This is a genomic window from Ramlibacter sp., from assembly GCF_013697775.1.
Lineage (GTDB): Bacteria > Pseudomonadota > Gammaproteobacteria > Burkholderiales > Burkholderiaceae_C > Ramlibacter.
Window position 1 is genome coordinate 1 of the sequence record NZ_JACCWG010000085.1, and the last position, 18598, is coordinate 18598.

An 18598-nucleotide genomic window follows, 5' to 3' on the forward strand; every position below is an offset into this window, starting at 1 on the left:
CAGGAACAGCGCCTGCAAATCGCTCAAAAAATCAAACCCCCGCTCCGTCGGCCGCACCCGCGCGAAGTCCCGCGCGATCAGCCCCTTCGCCTCCGCTTCCTTCAGCGGCTGCTCGATCGCCGACAGCGGCAAGCCCGTGCGATCCAGAAAATCCTGCAGCGCGAAACCATCGCGCAGCCGCAGCGCATTCAGCATGAATTCGAACGGCAGGTCCGCCCGCGCGACTTCTTCTTCCAGCGTCACCGCGTTGCCCGCCAGCGCCTTGTCCATGTACAGCTTGGGTTCGCGATAGCGCACCTGCCGCACCACGCGGTGCGGAAAACTCAGCTTGCCGTGCGCGCCGGCGCCGATGCCCAGATAGTCGCCGAACTCCCAGTAGTTCGTGTTGTGCCAGCAGCCGTGCCCCGGCTTGGCATACGCCGACACTTCGTAGCGGCGCAGCCCCGCGGCTTCGGTCATTTCGGTGATGCGGTCCAGCATCGCGTAGGCCGCATCGTCGGGCGGCACCACGGGCGGAAACTTCGCGAAGTAGGTGTTGGGTTCGATGGTCAGGTGGTAGATCGACAAGTGGGGCGGCGCGAGCGCCATGGCCTGCGCCACGTCGGCTTCCAGCTGCTCCAGCGTCTGGCCGGGCAGCGCGTACATCAGGTCGAGGTTGAAGGTGTCGAAGGCCTGCGCCGCTTCTTCCACTGCCGCAATCGCCTGCGCGCTGTCGTGCACGCGGCCCAGCGCTTTCAGGTGCGCGTCGTTGAAGCTCTGCACACCCACCGACAGGCGCGTGACGCCCGCCGCGCGGAACGCCTTGAAGCGCTCCTTCTCGAAGGTGCCGGGGTTCGCCTCCAGCGTGATCTCGCAATCGGGGGTGAGCTTCAGCCGCGCGCGGATGTCGCCCAGCAGCCGGTCGATGCCCGCGGGCGAGAACAGGCTGGGCGTTCCGCCGCCGATGAAGATGCTGTGGATCTGCCGGCCCCACACCAGCGGCAACGCAGCCTCCAGGTCGGCGACCAAGGCATCGAGATAACGGCGCTCGGGCAAGTCACCCGGCTTCATCTCGTGCGAGTTGAAGTCGCAGTACGGACACTTCATCAGGCACCAGGGCAGGTGCACGTACAGCGACAGCGGCGGCAGGGCCGCCAGCTGCAGCGTGCCGGGTCGCATGTACCGCGCGATGTCGTTGGCCATGGCTGTTGGAGTGCTACACAGCCAGCCAGTTGCTGCGGATCAACTCCACCATCTGGCGCGCCGCCTTGCCGCGGTGGCTGTTGGCGTTCTTCACCTCGGGCGGCAGCTGCGCGAAGGTCTGGCCGAATTCCGGGATGAACATCACGGGGTCGAAGCCGAAACCGTGTTCACCCACCGGCTCGCGCGCGATCTCGCCGACCGCGCGGCCGACCGCGATCAGCGGCTCCGGGTCGTCGGGCGTGCGCACCGCCACCAGCGTGCTCACCAGCGCGGCGCGGCGGTTGTCCACGCCGCGCATCTGCTCCAGCAGTGCGGTGACGTTGTTGTCGTCGCCCTTTGCATAGCCGAACTGCGTGGCGTAGTACGCCGTGTCCACCCCTGGCAGGCCGCTGAAAGCGTCCACGCACAGGCCGGCGTCGTCCGCCAGCGCCGGCAGGCCGCTGTGCGCGGCGGCGTTGCGCGCCTTGGCCAGCGCGTTCTCCACGAAGGTGCGGTGCGGCTCCTCGGCTTCCGGCACGCCCAGGTCGCCCTGGCGCACGAGCGCGATGCCCAGCGGCGCCAGCATGGCCTGCAGTTCGGCCAGCTTGCCGCGGTTGTTGGAGGCGAGGACGATGCGTTGGATGGTCATGGGGCACACACGGCGCGGGCCCGCGCCCGCGCGAAGCCGCTAGGCGGCCTGCAGGGCCTGGCGCTGCAGCACCACCAGTTCGGCGATGCCTTTTTCGGCCAGGCGCAGCAGTTCGTCCATTTCGGCGCGGGTGAAGGCGGCGCCCTCGGCCGTGCCCTGCACTTCCACGTAGTGGCCGGCGCCGGTCATCACCACGTTCATGTCGGTGTCGCAGGCCACGTCTTCCACGTATTCCAGGTCCAGCAGCGGCACGCCTTCGACGATGCCGACCGACACCGCCGCCACGTGGCCGATGATGGGCGACTCGGCGAGCTTGCCTTGCGCCAGCAGCGTGTTCACCGCGTCCTGCGCGGCCACGAAGGCGCCGGTGATGGCGGCCGTGCGCGTGCCGCCGTCGGCCTGCAGCACGTCGCAGTCCAGCGTGATGCTGCGCTCGCCCAGCTTGGCCAGGTCGAACACGGCGCGCAGGCTGCGGCCGATCAGGCGCTGGATTTCCTGGGTGCGGCCGCTCTGCTTGCCTTTGGCGGCCTCGCGGTCGCCGCGGGTGTGCGTGGCGCGCGGCAGCATGCCGTATTCGGCCGTGACCCAGCCCTCGCCGCTGCCGCGCTTGTGCGGCGGCACTTTCTCTTCGACCGAGGCGGTGCACAGCACGCGGGTGTCGCCGAATTCGACCAGCACCGAGCCTTCGGCGTGCACGGTGAAGCCGCGCGTGATGCGCACCGGGCGCAGCTGGTCGGCGGCACGGTTGCCGCTTCGAATGAAAGTGTTGGGCATCAGGGTTTGCGGCCCGCGGACCGGCGAATGGCTTCGTTGATCTCGGCGATGGACCGCTCGATGGCGGCGTCGTCCAGGTCGTCGACCAGCGTGTCGAGCACGCCGGCCTGGATGGTGGAGGCGAACACGCCGTCGCTGATGCTGTCGGTGGAGATGCCGTGGGTGGACTCGAAGTTGTCGGGGGTTTCCCACTCCATCGCCACCACGGTCACGTTGTCGGAGTGCTCGCCGCCGTTGCGCAGCGCGTCCTCCACCAGGTCGGGCACGGCGTCGGCCACGGACTTGGTGCTCAGGTGGCGCACGATCTCGTTGTCCGGCAGGCTGCTCCACAGGCCGTCCGAGCACAGCATCAGCTTGTCGCCCTGCTGCAGCGGCACCGGCCCGGTCACGTCGAACACCGGCTTGGTGGGCGAACCCAGGCAGGTGAACAGGATGTTGCGGTTGACGCGGTCCATGCGGATCACGCCGGCGTTCTGCTGCTCGATGTACGAGTGGTCGCGCGTGCGCGTGACCTGCTCGCCATTGCGCACCAGGTACAGGCGCGAGTCGCCGCAGTGCACCCAGGTGGCCTGCGTGCCCTGCAGGATGGCCGCCACCAGCGTGGTGCGCGGCGTGTCCAGCATGCCGCGCTCGCTGGCGTAGCGGATGATCTGGTGGTGCGCGGCCATGAGCGCGGTGGCGAGGAACTCGGTCACGTCCTTGACCACCGGGCGCGCTTCCTTCTGGTAGAGCGCCGAGATGGTCTGCAGCGCCAGCTGCGCGGCGACTTCGCCTTCGGGGTGGCCGCCCATGCCGTCGGCCAGCACGAACAGGCCCGATTCCCGCGTGTAGCAGTAGCCCATGCGGTCTTCGTTCTTCTCGCGCCCGCCCTTGCGGCTGATCTGGAAAACGGAAAATTTCATTTGGCGCGCACCCCGCCGAAGCCGGTGGCGCGCTTCACGTTCTTCTTGGTGTCCGACACCATGTTGTCGAACTGCAGGCGCATCTTCTCGCCCACGGTCAGCTTGGTGTAGCGGCGCTCGCCCTCGCGGCTGAGCTCCTTTTGCAGCGCGAACACCGACTGCGGGCGCGACAGCGGGTCCAGCGACATGCACCACTCCACCACTTCGATCAGGTTGTCCGAGTACACGCCGCGCAGGCGCGACAGGGCCAGCGCCAGGCGGTCCTTCTCCAGCCGCTGCGGCGCGTCGTTGGGCGGGTAGCCCTGCATGCAGGCGTAGATGCACGCGCCGATGGCGTAGATGTCGGTCCAGGGGCCCATGGACGAATCGCGCCGGTACATCTCGGGCGCGGCGAAGCCGGGGGTGTACATGGGGCGGATGAAATTCCCTTCCTTGGACAGCACCTCGCGCGCGGCGCCGAAATCGATCATCACGGCGCGGTTGTCGTCGGTGATGAAAATATTGGCGGGCTTGATGTCGAGGTGCAACATCTTGTGCTGGTGCACGATGCGCAAGCCGCGCAGGATCTCGTCGAACAACGACCGGATGGTCGATTCGCGGAACACCTTCTGCTTCTTGAGCTCGCGCGCGGTGATGATGAAATCCTGCAGGGTCGCGCCCTCCAGGTAGTTCATCACCATGTAGACGGTTTCGTTCTCGCGGAAGAAATTGAGCACGCTCACCACCGAGCTGTGCGAGATCTGCGCCAGCGCGCGCCCTTCCTCGAAGAAGCTCTTGAGGCCCAGGCGGTACAGCGACAGTTTCTCCGCGGCCACCTGCGGCAGCAGCTCGCCCGGCGCGCGCGTGGCGAGCGAGGAAGGGAGATACTCCTTGACGGCGATCTGCTGGCCCTCGTTGTCGACGGCCAGGTAGACCACGCCGAAGCCACCCGCGGACAGCTTGCGAACCACCCGGTAGCCGCCGATCACGGTATCGGGCGGCAAAGGGGCTGGTTTGACCTTTGACATAATTTACGACTGTAGGGGCCCGTCGGCGATCCGTCGATCCTCATCTTCCCGCAACGAACCACGATACAAATCTCCATGGCAGTTTACAGCATGACCGGTTATGCAAGCGCGCAGGAAAGCCCTGCGCAAGGCGCGAGCCGGATCGGCCTGGAGATCCGTTCGGTCAACAGCCGGTTCCTGGATCTGAGCTTCCGGCTGGCCGACGAACTGCGCGCCCACGAGCCGGCCCTGCGCGAGCTGCTGACCGGCCGCCTCAAGCGCGGCAAGGTGGAAGTGCGCGCTTCCATCGAGAACCCGCAGGGCGAGGGGCTGCGCGACCCGTCGCTGCACATGCTGCAGCGCCTGGGTGCCTTGCAGCACGCGGTGCGCGGCGTCATTCCCGACGCGGTGCCGCTGAGCGTGGCCGAAGTGTTGCGCCTGGGCAGCAGCGAGGGCGCGGTGGAGGTGGACTGGGGCGCAGCCCTGCAGGCGCTGGCGCCGCGCGTGCTGGCCGACCTGAGCGCCGCGCGCGAGCGCGAAGGCCGGCGCCTGGCCGAGATGCTGCTGGGCCACCTGGCGCAGCTGCGCACCCTGGCGCAGCAGGCCCAGCCGCTGGTGCCGCAGTTGGTGGAGCAGCAGCGCCAGCGCTTCCTGGAGCGCTGGAAGGACGCGATGGCCCTGGCCGAGGGCGCGGCCACGCCCGAGAGCGCACAGGACCGGGCGCTGTCCGAGGCCACGGCGTTCGCCATCCGCATCGACGTGGCCGAGGAACTCACCCGGCTGGCGGCGCACCTGGACGAGATCGAGCGCCTGATCAACAAGGGCGGCGACATCGGCAAGCGCCTGGATTTCCTGATCCAGGAGCTGCACCGCGAAGCCAACACCATGGGCTCCAAGTCGGCCGCGCTCGAGCTCACGCGCATCTCGGTGGACATGAAGGTGCTGATCGAGCAGATGCGCGAACAGGTGCAGAACATCGAGTGACGTGGCGGCACCGGCTCTGCGTCCGTTAGGCTGAAAGTTAAGCGCGCTGGTCTGACTGCCAGGACTGCGAAGCCCGCATGCGGCCGGTTCGCCGGCCCGCATGCATCGTCAAGAAGCAGGCCCCACCCCAATGAGGATGCCGCATTGCCACCGATGAGTGGCGCGGCAACAGCAGCGCGCAAATCCCGGCCGAAGACCCGGGAGCGCGGGCGCTGCTACGGGTTTATGCCCAGGTCGATTGTCTTCACGCGGACAACCCGCATGCGCGTGGCTTCTTAGGATGCGGCCACAGGATTCCGGGTCCTGAGGGAGACACGACACCATGTCCGCAACCTTTCCGCAGTTGCTGCTCGCGCATGCACGCCGCCTGCCCACGCGCGATGCCATGCGTTTCAAGGAATACGGCATCTGGCAGGTGTTCAGCTGGAGCGAGGTTGCCGAGATGGTCATGCAGATGACGCTGGGCCTGCAGGCCAGCGGCGTCGGCGCGAACGACCATGTGGTCATCATCGGCAGCAACCGCCCGCGGCTGTACGCGGTGATGCTCGCCGTGCAGGCGGTCGGCGCCGTGCCGGTACCGCTCTACCAGGACGCCGCGACGGCGCAGTACATCGGGCCGATCACCAGCGCCGGCGTGCGGCACGCGGTCGTCGAAGACCAGGAAATGGTGGACAAGCTGCTGGAAGCCCGCGAGCAGTGCCCGGGCCTGGCCCGCATCTGGTTCGACGATCCGCGTGGACTGCGCCACTACGGCCAGCCCGGCCTCGCGCCGCTGGACGACCTGTTCGCGCTGGGCCGCCAGGCCGCCGAGGCCGACGGCGCCGCGGCCCGCTTCGAAGCCATGGTGGCTGCCGGCTCGCCACAGGTGCCTGCCGCCGTCTTCTACACCTCGGGCACCACCGGCAAGCCCAAGGGCGTGGTGCACACGCATGCCGGCCTGATCGACCGCGCGAAAGTCGGCGCCGCCTTCGACCGCCTGACCGACCGGGAGGATGTATTCGCCTACCTGCCCCCGGCGTGGATCGGCCAGAACATCTTCAGCTACGCGCAGTGGCTGGTCTGCGGCTACATCGTCAACTGCCCCGAGTCCGCCGGCACCATCGCGATCGACATGGCCGAGATCGGCCCGACCTACTACTTCGCGCCGCCGCCGGTGTTCGAGAGCATGCTGACGCGCGTGATGACGCGCATGGAAGACGCGCCCGCGGTCAGCCGCTGGCTGTTCCACCGCAGCCTGGCGCTGGCGCGCAAGGTGAAGGCGCCGAACCGGGCGCCCTCCTCCGTGCCCCTGCCCACCCGCGCGCTGTACCGCCTGTGCGACTGGATCATCTACGGGCCGCTGCGCAACAGCCTGGGCCTGTCGCGCATCCGCGTGGCGTACACGGCGGGCGAGGCCATCGGGCCCGACCTGTTCGCGTTCTACCGCGCCATCGGCATCAACCTCAAGCAGCTCTATGGCTCCACGGAGACGGGCGTGTTCGTCTGCATCCAGCCCGACGACCAGGTCAGCGCCGAATCGGTGGGCGTGCCGCTGGAAGGTGTCGAGATCGACATCAGCGACGCCGGCGAAGTGATGGTGCGTTCGCCCGGCATCCTGCGGGAGTATTACCGCGACCCCGATGCCACCGCGGAGGTCAAGACCGCCGACGGCTGGTACCACACCGGCGATGCCGGCCACGTGGACGCGGCCGGCCACCTGCGCATCGTCGACCGGGTGAAGAACCTGGGACGGCTCAAGGGCGGCGCGAACGACGGCGCATTGTTCGCGCCGAAATACGTCGAGAACAAGCTCAAGTTCTTCCCGTACATCAAGGAAGCGGTTGCGTTCGGCGACGGGCGGGACATGGTGGGCGCCTTCATCAACATCGACATCGAGGCGGTGGGCAACTGGGCCGAGCGGCGCAACCTGCCCTATGCCGGCTATGCCGACCTGGCCACCAAGCCCGCCGTCATCGAACTCGTGCGCATCTGTATCGAGAAGGCCAACGAGGAACTCGCCGCCGAGGGCTACATGGGCGCGTGCCAGATCCACCGCTTCATCGTCCTGCACAAGGAGCTGGACTCCGATGACGGCGAGATGACCTTGAGCAAGAAAGTCCGGCGCGAATTCGTGTTCGGAAAATATGCACCACTGATCGAGGCGGTGTACGAAGGACGCGAATCGCAATTCTTCGAGACGGACGCAAAACTGCGCGACGGGCGCATCAGCAAGACGTCGGCGGTGCTGCCGATCTGTCCGGCCCGCACCTTCCCGCTGCTCGCACTGGCAGCCTGAGCCGTACGCCGGCGGAGGGCCGGCTTCCCATCTCTCGGGCAGCCTGCTCTGGGCATGCCGCGCGCGAAACGCCGCGCAGCCGCCCACTCGCATTCCGCGTAGGCGAGATGACAGTCCCGTGTCGGCGGCTTCGATCCAACAAGACTCTGAATGGATATAGCTTGTCTATCTGCAAGCGCGTATTCGCTCGCAATTGTTTAATTCGGGTAACCAATTTACACACCACAAAAATTGCAGCGGGCTTACGCTGATTTGCTTCATTGCGCCCCGGGACACTGTCACGTCCATCTCTCTTTGGCGCGATGTTGGAGCCGATGCGTAAACAGGGAGCTTGTATGGCAAATTGGGAAGAAGAGTTGTTGGCAGCGACCCTCAACGACAGCGACCACAAGGAAGTTTTCAGGAAGATCGAAGCGGCGGCGCGCGAGCTGGGCTTCGAACACTGCGCCTACAGCACCCGCATGCCCTGGCCGTTCTCGCGGCCGCGCAACCACCTGTTGAACAACTATCCGGCGGCCTGGCAGGCGCGCTACCAGGAGGCCGGCTACCAGCACATCGATCCCGTGGTCGCCCACTGCCGCAAGTCGGAAGCGCCGCTGCTGTGGAGCGGCGAGGTCTTCGCGAACGTGCCCGAATTCTGGCAGGAGGCGCAGTCGCACGGCCTGCGCTTCGGCTGGTCGCAGTCCTGCCTGGACGCCAATGGCGTCGGCACAGGCATGTTGAGCCTCAGCCGTTCCACCGAACCGCTTTTGCCCGACGAGCTCGCGGCCAAGGATGGAAAGATGCGCTGGCTGGTCCACATCAGCCACCTGCGCCTGGCCCGCACCCTGGCACCGCAGCTGCACGCCAAGCCCGGCAGCCTCACTAGCCGGGAGGTGGAGGTCCTGAAATGGACCGGCGACGGCAAGACCTCGAGCGAGATCTCGCAGATCCTCGTGCTCTCCACGGACACGGTGAATTTCCATCTGAAGAACGCCGTCTCCAAACTCGGAGCGGCCAATAAAACGGCAGCCGTTGTCTGCGCCGCCATGATGGGAATGCTTAATTGATCTCAATTCAATTCAATTGAAAGCACCCGCTGGAGCCTACCAATCTTGGTAGTTTCGCCTCGATTGAATAGCGTGTGAAATCCATCGCGACCCGGGCCAATCAGGCCCGTCGCAACCATCCAAATATATATGTCGGAGGTCCGATGGATCCACGGGCACACCACCCCACCGTTCAGAACAAGTCGACCAGCATTTATGGATTCGACGTCTCCCGCTACGTCTCCGGAGGGAGCGCGGGCGACGGTTCTGCGCATGACGCGGCCGTCCATGCGCTGACGCATGGCGGCATGTATCCGATCGACCACGCGGTCGATGCGCTCGGCCTGTACGACCGCGCGGCGCTGGCGGTTTTCCAGCGGCACCCGCAGCTGGAGATCACCGCGCTGCAAAGCGACTGCCCGCAGGCCACGCTGCAGCTGTACGTCAACACGCTGGGGCGGCTGCACATCCGGCCGGTGTCGCAGTCGCCCGTGCGCTACGACGAGGCGGACACCACCACCATGGTGGGCTACGTGGCCGCCGCGCCGGCCCTGCTGGCCGAGATCGACGCGGCGCACACCGCCTTGCTCGCCCTCGAGGCGACCGCCCAGGCCGAGATCAAGGCGTCGCTCGACGGCGTGCATGCGCGGGGCGAGCTGCCGGCCGTGCTGGAAGAGGTCATCGACCACATCGAGCACGTGGAGTCGGTCTGCTTCTTCGTGCGCGACCGGTTCTTCGCGCTGATCGAGCGCTACGTGAACCTGATCGACGACAAGCGCAACAAGGGCTTCTTGAGCGCGCTGCGCGACAAGCCCTACGACACCTGGGATGCCGACGAGGTGCTGGTGGTCGCGGCGCTGCATGCGCTGTTCCTGTCGGGCCGCTCGGTGCGTTTCGAGGAGTTCAACGGCATCCAGCTGTCGGCGCATCGCTTCCTGCAGCGGCTGCGCGAGATCGGCGACGCCTACAGCGCCGCCGGCTGCGGCCTCGATGTGCCCCCCGAGCTCGACCTGTTCGAGCGTGCGCGCACGGTGCGCCAGCAGACCTTCCGCGCCGTCGGCCAGCCGTACCTGCGCTACCGCTGGATCTACGGCATGAATTTCCAGAAGAGCGAGCGCGTGCTGCCCAGCATGGAGTCCACGGAATCGCCCGACGCCTGGTGGCAGGAATTCAAGGAGGACTACGTCCAGCTGGTCGGCGACGAGCAGCCGCCCAGCGAGCACGTGGGCATGTCGCTGCTGGCCCATGCCTGCCTGTCGCGCGACGTGGCCGGCGTGCCCTGCGGCTTGGGCAGCGACGCGGTCAACGGCTGGCTCGAATACCTGATGGAGAAGTGCGTCGCCTCGGCCACGCGCGCCACCGGCGCCGACTACGGCATGTCGAGTTCGCTGCGCAACATCCGCCAGCTCGTCACCTACGACGAGAAGGCGCTGTCCGACGTGATCCACGCGATGACGCCCGCCAGCTTCTTCACCTGCTTCGTGTCGGACCGGCTGATCCCCCGCATGGGTGCCGACGATGCGGCCATGATCGCCTCGTCGGTGCAAAAGCGGATGATGTTCAACCGCTGGCACTTCATCCCGGGCAACCTGGAGCGCCCGCTCATCAGCGCCAAGCGCCACTGGTACTACCCGCCGCTGATTCCCGACATCGCGATCCATGCCGACATGCACCGCGCCGCGCACAACAAGGCGCGGGTGAAGTATTCGGTGCGCAGCCCGGGGCCCGACATGTCGCGCCCGGCGCTGACCATCGCCGGCGAGCGTTTCCGCGGCTTCTACGACGTGCGCGTGGTGCGCATGGAAGGCGATGAATTCACCACCGACGACGTGCTGCGCGTGCGCCGCCGCACCTTGTGGCTGGAAGCCGTGTACGTGGCGCTCACCGCGTACCTGATGAGCCCGGGCAGCAAGCAGCTGCAGGTCACCGGCTTCCAGGTCGGCCAATACCTCGACCTGGGCGCGCCGAAGGACCCGGACGCCGAGCAAACCCCGATCGGCTACCGGCCGGCCGAGCCCGTGCGCCTGGCGGAGGGTTGGGCATCGTGAGTGCGCCGTTCAGCGTGATCAATGCGGTGGCGGCCACCGGCAACAAGAGCCGCAGCCACCAGGTGCACCTGTTCCAGCGCGGCAGGCAGACCAAGCTGACGCACGCGGAGCTTGATGCGCGCGCGGCCGACCTGGCCGCCCGCCTGCACGGCGCCGGCCTGCGGCGCGGCGACCGCATCGCCGTGCTGGCGCGCAACGGCCCGCAGTGGGTGCTGCTGGACCTGGCGGCGATCAAGGGCGGCTTCGTCACGGCCGGCTTCGAGTTCGGGCGCATGAAGCTCACGCCCGCCCAGCTGCAGGACTACGGCATTCGCGCCATCTACGCGGAGCCCGCGTCCGAAGGCGCCGAGGTGCTGGACCTGCGCCCGCTGATCGCCGCAAGCCTGGAAGCGCCGCTCGCGTCGCTGCAGCCGGCGCCGCCCGCGCCGGACTACCAGCCAAGCGATACGACCACCATCAAGTTCACCTCCGGCAGCACCGGCCAGCCCAAGGGGCTTGCCGCCACGGTGGGCAGCACCGACAGCTCGATCGACGGCGTGCAGACCATCCTGGACCACCGCGACGGCGACAACCTGCTGGTGTTCCTGCCGCTGTCGCTGCTGCAGCAGCGCTACTGGATCTATTCCGCGCTGGCACACGGCCACGACGTGACCGTGGCGCCGTTCGAGTTCGCGCTCGAGGCCGCGCAGAAGACGCATCCGACCGTGGTGATGGGCGTGCCGGGCTTCTACGAAAGCCTGAAGCGCCAAGTGGAACACCTCGGGCCCGAGGCCACCGAGGAGGCGCGCCGCGCCGAGCTGCGCACCCTGCTGGGCCCGCGCGTGCGCTACATGTGGACCGGCTCGGCGCCGGCGCATCCGGACACCCTGGCGTTCTTCGACGCGGCCGGCTTTCCGCTGCTGGAAGGCTACGGCATGAACGAGACCTGCATCGTCACCAAGAACTGCCCCGGCGCGCACCGCCGCGGCAGCGTTGGGCGGCTGCTGCCGGGCGTGAAGGCGCGCATCGATGCCGACGGCATGCTGGTCGTCAGCCGCGAGCAGCCGGTGAACACGCGCTACCTGTTCTGCGCGCCGGGCGACAGCGAGCGCATCTTCGCGCCCAACGGCGACGTGCGCACCGGCGACCTGGCGCGCTTCGACGAGGACGGCTACCTGTACATCCTGGGCCGCGCCGACGACGTGGTGGTGCTGTCCAACGGCAAGAACGTCTACAGCCGGCCGATCGTGGAGCGCGTCAAGCAGCACGCCGGCGTGGCCGACTGCGTGCTGTACGGCGCGGGCAAGCCCTACATCGTGGCGCTGGTGTCGCCCAACGACGACCAGGACCCGCCGCGCGAAGCCATCGCCGCGCATGTGAAGGACATCAACAAGCAGCTGTCGGCCGACGAGCGCATCGCGAAGGTGATCGTCGTGCCGCAGCGCTTCAGCATCGAGAACGGCTTGCTGACCTCGCAATTCAAGCCCAAGCGCAACGAGATCTTCCGCACCTACGCGCGCGAGATCGACGAACTTTATGGAGTGACCGCGTGAGCAACATCGAACCCGCCGTCCGCGAGGCCTTGTCCAGCACGCTCAGGCGCCCGCCGGCCGATGCGCCGTCGCTGGACCTGGCGCTGAACCTCAAGTTCGACTATGGCCTGAGCTCGCTCGACCTGATCATGATGATGAGCACCGTGTGCACCCAGACCGGCGTGCCGCTGACAGCCTTCGACGAGGACGACATCGCGGGGCTGGAGACGCCCGGCGACATCGTGCGGCTGCTCACCTCCAAAACCCTGAACTGAGGAGCCCGCCATGGACTGGAATCCCAAGACCCTGCGCAACACCGTGCTCCAGGACGACAAGGTGCTGCTGCGCCGCATGACGTTCGAGGACAAGGCGGACCTCGCCCGCATCGCCTACGACCCCGAGATCTGGGCCTACTTCGTCGCCCGCGTCGGCGACGAGCCGCAGCTCAACGAGTTCATCGAGCAGGCGGTGGCCGACACCCTGGCCGGCACGCGGATCGTGTTCTCCATTGTCGACCGCAAGAGCGGCCGGGTGGCGGGCAGCACCGCCTACGGCAACCTCGCGTCCGCCGAGCGGCGCCTGGAGATCGGCTGGTCCTGGCTGGGCGCGGAATTCCGCGGCAGCGGGCTCAACAAATCGGTCAAGCGGCTGCTGCTGGCACACGCGTTCGGCCCGCTCGAATGCGAGCGCGTGGAGTTCAAGACCGACATCCTCAACCTGCGCGCGCGCGCCGGCCTGAAGGGCATCGGCGCGACCGAGGAAGGCACGCTGCGCAGCTTCAACTTCATGCCCGGCGGGCGCCGGCGCGACGCCATCTACTACAGCGTGCTGAAGGCCGAGTGGCCGGCGGTGCAGGCCCGGCTGGAACATGCGTAAGCCGCTCGACCTGCGCCTGCACACCAGCCTGCCGGCGGAGCGGCGCGCGCAGCTGCGCGGCAGCCGCCGCGAGCTGGGGCTGCAGCACGGCCGGCAGCTGCAGGGCGCCATCCACGGCTTCCTGCGCGACCGGCGCGCGCGCGTGGAAGCGCTGCTGCCGGATGCGCAGTCGCACGGCACGCTGAGCGCGCGCTGCGGCGAACACGCGCGGCTGATCGAGCGCCACCTGCCGGACATCGCCGAGGAAATCCACGGCCTGGCCGAAGGCGCCGGCATCGACGTGGCCGACGCCTACCTGCTGCAGCTGCGCCGCGAGCTGGTCGGCTTCTCGGCCATCCCGCGCGCGCTGGCGGCCCAGGGCGACTGCACGACCTTCGGCCGCTGCCGCGGCGGCACGGCGCTGATCGGCCAGACCGTCGACCTGAACGGCGACATGGCGCGCGAGGCAACGGCGCTCGACGTCACGCACGCGGACGGCAGGCGGCTGCTGATGCTCAGCTTCACCGGGCTGCTCGGCTACCTGGGCATCAACGACCGCGGCCTCGCCGTCGGCATCAACCTGGTGCTGGCCGGGCGCTGGCAGCCCGGCATCCCGGACTACCTGGTGATCCGCCACCTGCTGGACACCTGCGACACCGTGGAGCAGGCGCTCGAACGCATGGCGGCGCTGCCGCTGGCGAGCTCGCGCACGCTGACGCTGTGCGACGGGCAGCGCCTGGTGAACGTCGAACACGTGCTCAATGACATCGCGGTGATCGAAGGCGAGGAGCTGGTGCATGCCAACCACTTCCTGCACCCGCGCTTCCATTCGGCGGACGAGCTCAACCCGTTCGCCCGCGGTTCCTCGCTGCGGCGGCAGGACGCCTGCGCCGCCGCCTTGCGCGCGCTGCCTTTCGACGCGGCGCCGGCGCAGTACATGCGCATCCTGGACGAGCCGCCCATCGATGTGCCGCCCAAGGCCGACATCCGGCGCGAATGCACCGTGGCGTCGGCGCTGATGCGCGTCGCCGAGGGCGAACTGTTCATCCATCCGCGCGGCGCCGCATTGGCGCCGCACTGATCCCTTTCACCCCTTTCTTTTTCATCTTTCCGGAGGCCCCATGCCTTACGTCGTCACCGAAAACTGCATTCAGTGCAAGCACACCGATTGCGTCGCCGTCTGCCCTGTCGACTGCTTCCACGAAGGCCCGAACTTCCTGGCCATCGATCCCGAGGTCTGCATCGACTGCGGCGTGTGCGAACCCGAGTGCCCCGTCGAGGCGATCCGCCCGCACGACCGCCTCTCGGAGGCCGAGCGCATCTACCTCGACCTGAACAGCGAACTGTCCAAGCGCTGGCCCGTCATCGCGGTGCAGAAAGACGCCCTGCCCGCGGCCGAGGAATGGGCCGGCAAGGCGGGCAAGCTGGCCGAACTCGTGCGCTGACGCGCGGCCGCCTGGAAGACACTCCATGACGACTGCCGCGAGCGCGCAGACCGAGCTTGCCGCGCCGGCACGGCCCGCCGACGCCGCGCGCCCGCAGCGGCACCGCTGGATGCTGCTGTTCCTGCTGCTGGGACAGGGCATGGCGGCGATGGACACGTCAATCATCAACGTGGCGGCACCGGCGCTGCACGACGACCTGGGCATCTCCGGCGCGTTGCTGCAGATCGCCGTGGCCGGCTACGGGCTCGCCTATGCGGTGTTCCTCATCACCGGCGCGCGGCTGGGCAACGACCACGGCTACCGGCGCCTGTTCGTGCTCGGCATCGCGCTGTTCACCGGCGCGTCGCTGGCCTGCGGGCTGGCACCCGACGTCAGCTGGCTGATCGCCGGGCGGCTGGTGCAGGGCCTGGGCGCGGCCATCCTGGTGCCGCAGGTGCTGTCGCTGATCCAGCGCAGCTTCGACGGCGCGCAGCGCGCGCGCGCCATCGGCTACTACTCCATGATCATGGGGCTCGGCTCCGCTGCCGGCCAGGTGCTGGGCGGCGTGCTGGTGTCGGCCGACCTGTTCGGCACCAGCTGGCGGCCGGCCTTCCTCATCAACGTGCCCATCGGCATCGCGGTGCTCATGTGCGCGCGTACGGTGCTGCCCCCGCTCACGGGCGAACGCGGCGCGCGGCTCGACCTGGTCGGCGTGGCGGCGCTGAGCGGCGCGATGCTGCTGGCGCTGGTGCCGCTCACGTTCGGGCGCGAAGTGGGCTGGGCTTCGTGGACCTGGCTCAGCCTGCTGGCCGGCGTGCTGGGCCTGGGCCTGTTCCTGCTGTACGAGAAGCGGCTCGGGCAGCGCGGCGGCAGCCCGCTGCTGAACCTGGAGGCGCTGGTGCGCCCCGGCATCCGCCCGGGGCTTGCCGTCATCGCCATCGGCTTCACCGGCTACGGCGGCTGGCTGTTCGCCACCGCGCTGTACCTGCAGTCGGGCCTGGGCCGCTCGGCGCTGGTGTCGGGCGCCGTGTTCGCCGCTTACGCGTTCGGCTTCGGCATCGCCAACGTGAACTGGTCCAAATTGCCGGCGCGACTGCTGCGCTGGACGCCCACCACGGCCATCGCCGTCATGGGCATCGTCAACCTGGCGTTTGGCTGGATGGCGATGCACGCGGGCTGGCAGCCGGCGGTGATGGTGCCGCTGATGTTCCTGGCCGGCAGCAGCCATGGCCTGACCTTCGGCACCACGGTGAACCAGATGACGCAGCGCGTGCCGCCGGCGCACGTGCCGGTCCTGAGCGGCCTGGTGACCACCTCGGTCCAGCTGTCCATCGTCGTCGGCATCGCGGTCCTGGGTGCCTTGTATCTGTCCGAAGCGGTGACCGGCTCCGCGGCCGCGTCGTCGTCGGCCATCGCCACCGTCACGTTCAGCATCGCGGCCGCCGCGGCGCTGGGCGTCGCCTGCGCCTGGCGGCTGGCCACCACCGCCGGCAAACCGGAAGGAAGCTCCCCATGAATCCCTCGCGCGATCCGTACGCCGCCGGCGATGCCGGCACCGCCGACGAACTGCAGGCCGTCAAGGAACTCGCCGCCGCGGCGCTGCACGTCGAGCCCGACGCGATCGAGGACGACATGCTGCTGTCGTCCTACGGCGTGAACTCGGTGGACATGATCGACATCACCGTGAAGCTGGAGACGCTGTTCAACATCCAGTTCGACCCCGAACAGCTGATGGCGCCCAGCTGCCGCTCGCTCGCGGGCATCGTGCAGTCGCTGCGCCAGCAGCAGCAGAGGCTCCCCACATGACGCCCATCGCCATCACGGGCGTGGGCATCGCGGGTCCGGCCGGCATGTCCACGGGCATGTTCTGGGACGCGCTGCTGCATCCGCAGGACCGGCGCACGCCGTGGCCCAGGCGCGCGATGTCGGCCTACCCGGTGGACAACGTCATCGCCATCCCGGAGCCCGATTGGGCGGCGCTGCCCGCGTCCGCCACGCGGGCCGATGCCCTGGCCGCGTTCACCATCGGGCAGGCCCTGGCCCATGCCGGGCTGCCGCGTTCGGACGTGCGCATCGGCTGCTTCCTGGCCACCACCACCGCGGGCGTGGAGCGGCTGGAAGACGAGTTCATCGGCGTATCCGGCGACAGCGCAGGCGGTTCGGCTGCGGCGCTCGATGCCGCCACCGTGCTGCAGGCCCCCGGCTGCGACTGGCAAGGCCCGGTAGCGATGCTGTCCACCGCCTGCTCGTCCGGCCTGATGGCGCCGGCGCTCGCCATCGACGCCCTGCTGGCCGGCGAGGCCGATGCCATGGTGGCGGGCGGGCTGGACGTGCTGCTGGAATACACGGTCTGCGGCTTCAACGGCCTGCGCGTAGCCACCGCCGAGCGCTGCCGCCCGTTCGACGCCGAGCGCAAGGGCGTGGTGCTGTCCGAAGGCGCCGTCAGTTTCTGCCTGGAAACGCTGGAAGCCGCGCAGGCGCGCGGCGCGCAGGTGCTGGCCGTGATCCGCGGCCGCGGCATCAGCTGCGACGCCGAGCACGTCACCGCGCCAGACCGCGCCGGCGTCAGCCGGGCGATCGTGCAGGCGCTGGAGGACAGCGGCGTTGCGCGCCAGGACATCGGCGCCGTGTTCACCCACAGCACCGGCACCAGCGTGAACGACGCCACCGAAATCCAGGCGCTGCGCGCCGCCTTCGGCGACACGCCGCTGCCGCCGGTCACCGGCATCAAATCCGTCATGGGCCATCCGCAGGCCGCCGCCGGCGCGTTCTCGCTCCTGGCCGCGGTGCTGGCGCTGCGCGCGCGCCAGCTGCCGCCCACCGCCTGGCTGGGGACCACCGATCCCGCGCTCGGCGAACTCACCGTGGCCGCCGGCGAAGGGCTGCCGCTGGCGCGCGACCACGTGCTGGTGGAAGCCTTCGGTTTCGGCGGCAACAACTGCGTGCTGGTGCTGTCCGGCCCGCCGGCAGCGGGAGCACGGCCATGACCCTGCGCGACCCGATCGACATCCTGGGCTTCGCCAGCGCCTCCAGCCCGCTGGACGCGGGCATGCCGCCCGAGCTGCTGCTGCCGGAGCGGCGCGCCAAGAAGGTCGGCGCGCTGCCGGACAAGGCGCGTTTCGTGCTGCAGACGGTCAAGGCCTGCCTGCCGCCGCAAGAGGCCCTCGCAGCCATCGGCCGCGAGCGCATCGGCGTGAGCCTGGGCACCGTGCTGGGCTCGATGGACGCGGCCGAGCAGTGCTTGGCCACCGTGCGCAGCGAAGGCTTCAAGGGCGTCACGCCGTCCTGGTACGCCAACGGGCTGCCCAACGCCACCGCGGCCATCGTGGCCTCGGTCCACGGCTTCCAGGGGCCGAACCTCACGCTGCTGGGCCACGCGTCCGGCCTGGAGGCCCTGGTGATGGCCTGCCGCCAGATCGCGTCCGGCCGGGTGGACGCCATGCTGGCCGGCGGCTTCGACTGGCCCAGCGCCTGGCAGCTGGACCGGTTGCAGCGCTCCACCGAAATGCGCGGCGCGAGCGGCGTGCATGCGGGTGCCGGCCTGGTCTGGCTGGCGCGCCGCACCGTGCGCGACGAACCGCCCTGCGGGCAGGTGATCGGCTGGTCGCAGTCGTGGCGCGGCGCGGACAACCACAGCCTGGCCGCCGCGGCCGCGCAGGGCTGGCCCGACGCCGAGCCCGTCATCCACGAAACCGCCTGCGGCGCGGCCGGCCAGGCCGACCACCTCGCGGCCGGCGCGCCGCTGCAGCTGGTGCGCGACGTCCTGATGCATGGGCGGTCGGGCCGCCATGCCGTGGTGGCGCGCGGCTTCGGCCCCGCCGCCACCTGCCTGCTGATCCAGCGGCCCGATTGATATGTCCGGAGCGCACGACGTGACCCTATCGACACCCGCCTTCCCCTACCTCGACGCGGCCGAACAGCAGGGCCGCCTGGCCGCGGCCGCGCGCGTGTTCACGCCGCACACCGTGCAGGGCAGCGACGGCGTGCCGCTGCGCGCGCTG

Annotated in this window: 18 protein-coding genes; 13 read left to right on the forward strand and 5 right to left on the reverse strand. The window is 68.9% G+C overall.

The window, feature by feature from the left end:
- The 5 genes from hemW to H0U68_RS04610 all read right to left on the reverse strand — a co-directional run.
- Positions 1 to 1182: radical SAM family heme chaperone HemW (gene hemW / locus H0U68_RS04590; RefSeq protein ID WP_296353131.1), on the reverse strand; the 1182-nt coding region annotated here is incomplete at its 3' end.
- Positions 1183 to 1195: 13 nt separating this feature from the next.
- Positions 1196 to 1810 (reverse strand): RdgB/HAM1 family non-canonical purine NTP pyrophosphatase, encoded by a 615-nt coding sequence (gene rdgB / locus H0U68_RS04595; RefSeq protein ID WP_296353133.1) that lies wholly within the window; start codon positions 1808 to 1810, stop codon positions 1196 to 1198.
- 39 nt (positions 1811 to 1849) lie between these two features.
- Positions 1850 to 2584, reverse strand: coding sequence for a ribonuclease PH (gene rph, locus H0U68_RS04600; RefSeq protein ID WP_296353135.1), 735 nt, complete (start codon positions 2582 to 2584; stop codon positions 1850 to 1852).
- Entirely contained in the window at positions 2584 to 3486 is a 903-nt protein-coding gene (locus H0U68_RS04605) for a PP2C family serine/threonine-protein phosphatase (RefSeq protein ID WP_296353137.1), read from the reverse strand. Before H0U68_RS04605 ends, rph begins: the two co-directional genes overlap by 1 nt.
- A complete protein-coding gene (locus H0U68_RS04610; protein WP_296353139.1) occupies positions 3483 to 4493 on the reverse strand; it encodes a serine/threonine-protein kinase in 1011 nt (336 codons plus the stop codon). Before H0U68_RS04610 ends, H0U68_RS04605 begins: the two co-directional genes overlap by 4 nt.
- A 75-nt stretch (positions 4494 to 4568) precedes the next feature.
- Between H0U68_RS04610 and H0U68_RS04615 the strand changes: the two genes are divergently transcribed.
- The 13 genes from H0U68_RS04615 (at position 4569) to H0U68_RS04675 (ending at position 18450) form a co-directional block, all read left to right on the forward strand.
- Positions 4569 to 5456, forward strand: a complete 888-nt coding sequence (locus H0U68_RS04615; RefSeq protein WP_296353141.1) for a YicC/YloC family endoribonuclease — start codon at positions 4569 to 4571, stop codon at positions 5454 to 5456.
- Between the two features lie 322 nt (positions 5457 to 5778).
- Entirely contained in the window at positions 5779 to 7731 is a 1953-nt protein-coding gene (locus H0U68_RS04620; RefSeq protein WP_296353143.1) for an AMP-binding protein, read from the forward strand.
- Positions 7732 to 8066: 335 nt separating this feature from the next.
- Positions 8067 to 8780: an autoinducer binding domain-containing protein gene (locus H0U68_RS04625; protein ID WP_296353164.1), complete on the forward strand. Its 714-nt coding sequence runs from the start codon at positions 8067 to 8069 to the stop codon at positions 8778 to 8780.
- Positions 8781 to 8923: 143 nt separating this feature from the next.
- The gene (locus H0U68_RS04630) at positions 8924 to 10807 is read left to right on the forward strand and encodes a hypothetical protein (RefSeq protein ID WP_296353144.1); all 1884 of its coding nucleotides are present in this window, start codon (positions 8924 to 8926) and stop codon (positions 10805 to 10807) included.
- Complete coding sequence (locus tag H0U68_RS04635; protein ID WP_296353147.1) at positions 10804 to 12339, forward strand: AMP-binding protein; 1536 nt, start codon at positions 10804 to 10806, stop codon at positions 12337 to 12339. The genes H0U68_RS04630 and H0U68_RS04635 overlap by 4 nt, the downstream gene beginning before the upstream one ends.
- A complete protein-coding gene (locus H0U68_RS04640; protein WP_296353149.1) occupies positions 12336 to 12593 on the forward strand; it encodes an acyl carrier protein in 258 nt (85 codons plus the stop codon). Before H0U68_RS04635 ends, H0U68_RS04640 begins: the two co-directional genes overlap by 4 nt.
- Positions 12594 to 12603: 10 nt before the next feature.
- Positions 12604 to 13194 carry a GNAT family protein gene (locus H0U68_RS04645; protein WP_296353151.1) on the forward strand — a complete coding sequence of 197 codons (591 nt, stop codon included), beginning with the start codon at positions 12604 to 12606 and terminating at the stop codon, positions 13192 to 13194.
- The gene (locus H0U68_RS04650; protein WP_296353153.1) at positions 13187 to 14254 is read left to right on the forward strand and encodes a C45 family peptidase; all 1068 of its coding nucleotides are present in this window, start codon (positions 13187 to 13189) and stop codon (positions 14252 to 14254) included. Before H0U68_RS04645 ends, H0U68_RS04650 begins: the two co-directional genes overlap by 8 nt.
- Before the next feature lie 40 nt (positions 14255 to 14294).
- Positions 14295 to 14618: a ferredoxin FdxA gene (gene fdxA, locus H0U68_RS04655; RefSeq protein ID WP_296353155.1), complete on the forward strand. Its 324-nt coding sequence runs from the start codon at positions 14295 to 14297 to the stop codon at positions 14616 to 14618.
- 25 nt (positions 14619 to 14643) lie between these two features.
- Positions 14644 to 16113 (forward strand): MFS transporter, encoded by a 1470-nt coding sequence (locus H0U68_RS04660; RefSeq protein ID WP_296353157.1) that lies wholly within the window; start codon positions 14644 to 14646, stop codon positions 16111 to 16113.
- Positions 16110 to 16403 (forward strand): acyl carrier protein, encoded by a 294-nt coding sequence (locus H0U68_RS04665; protein WP_296353158.1) that lies wholly within the window; start codon positions 16110 to 16112, stop codon positions 16401 to 16403. Before H0U68_RS04660 ends, H0U68_RS04665 begins: the two co-directional genes overlap by 4 nt.
- A complete protein-coding gene (locus H0U68_RS04670; protein ID WP_296353161.1) occupies positions 16400 to 17584 on the forward strand; it encodes a beta-ketoacyl synthase N-terminal-like domain-containing protein in 1185 nt (394 codons plus the stop codon). The genes H0U68_RS04665 and H0U68_RS04670 overlap by 4 nt, the downstream gene beginning before the upstream one ends.
- Positions 17581 to 18450, forward strand: a complete 870-nt coding sequence (locus tag H0U68_RS04675; RefSeq protein ID WP_296353163.1) for a beta-ketoacyl synthase N-terminal-like domain-containing protein — start codon at positions 17581 to 17583, stop codon at positions 18448 to 18450. The genes H0U68_RS04670 and H0U68_RS04675 overlap by 4 nt, the downstream gene beginning before the upstream one ends.
- Positions 18451 to 18598: the final 148 nt, after the last annotated feature.